1 protein-coding gene is annotated in these 1,310 nt (G+C 44.2%); it reads left to right on the forward strand.

Translation table 11 applies throughout. From position 1 onward, the window contains the following. Positions 1–95: 95 nt before the first annotated feature. Positions 96–740: a hypothetical protein gene (locus HMPREF2958_RS08205; protein WP_141755805.1), complete on the forward strand. Its 645-nt coding sequence runs from the start codon at positions 96–98 to the stop codon at positions 738–740. Positions 741–1,310: the final 570 nt, after the last annotated feature.

Raw genomic sequence — 1,310 nt, forward strand, 5'->3', positions numbered from 1 at the left:
GGGTGTGTTCGTGTATTCTGCACGAGCACACCCCAGAGTGTATGTTTTTGATAGCTTATGCTTTGCAAGGAGATACAGTAAAGGGGGTGTTGGGTATGGGTCCTGCGTTCTACGGCCTGCTCGGCGGATTCCTGGTGAACATCATGCCCGGGGCCAAACGCAAACAAGGACTAGAAACCCTAAATGTGGAACAGCATCGCCCACCGATTGCCTATATCATCAGCTACGGGATACTCTTCATCGCGCTTATTGGACTCCCCGTATACTTCTGGATGAGATATAGATATGACCCCATAGGATACGCCCTTATATCCATTATTGGGTTTGGTCCTATCGCCCTGATATTTACGGCTCATTGTCATAACTATTACCACTGTTTCACGAAAACCGGGATACGCTGGCGTAACTGGCGACGGAAAGTCCGGTACTTCGACTACCACAGCATCTACAAAGTCTCCTATGAGCAGACGAGGAAGAACGGGTGGGTGAAGATCAGAAGTACCCAACTGCCCAAGCACATCAAATTGGGGTTTGATACGAATCAGTTTGATGCCACGATTCTTTATGCTCATCTACAGTACCGCCTGGAGATGGGACATTGGGTCCAGCAGTGGGAGGATGAACGATTCCAGCAAATCCTCTCTGGTAGGCCGGGGGTACGGTTTTTACAGGATCATGCTTGGGTTAAACCCCTCGAAATCCCCCGTGAGTCCGACCAGACTTTCGAGAGTAAAAGTTAACTTATGCATGGCGTCCTGCCTTAACGGGGTTGATGGCTAGCCTTGCTACTAAGAAGGCACTTCGCTCAAGCGCACCATGATTCAACATCGCAGGAGTCCGTCTGTGCCCCTATACCAGGTGCCACAACGTGCAACGCTGGTACGGCCTCTATCACCGTAATGTCGTAGCAGACCATGACGATTTGGTGCATCCGACAATAATAGTAAAACTATATAAAAATATATTACATATTTATAATAATTAGATATATATAATTTATTATAAAATAATATTTGAAAATTTTACACTTGTATATTACCGAGAACGCCGTAATATTACGACACGCGGGAAAAATTATGCATATAAAGGTTTTGAAATACCCAAAAATTATGAACACTGATTCTTATCTTGTAATTCATGACAATAACTATGTTCAACTATATATTTGAACATAGCTTTATTTAAATAACATTTTAATAACAAGGCTTTAATATCCTTGACCCTCACTAAAAAGCAAACATAAACTACCCAATAGAGTTCCCGCCGCACAGAGGCGGAACCCAACCACGTGAAAGGAAACGCCCATGAGC

It is taken from the genome of Rothia sp. HMSC036D11 (assembly GCF_001814205.1).
GTDB lineage: Bacteria > Actinomycetota > Actinomycetes > Actinomycetales > Micrococcaceae > Rothia > Rothia dentocariosa.

Bases quoted from the DNA above. Each gene is read 5' to 3' on its own strand.
- HMPREF2958_RS08205 (WP_141755805.1), top strand. From the start codon at position 96: ATGGGTCCTGCGTTCTACGGCCTGCTCGGCGGATTCCTGGTGAACATC.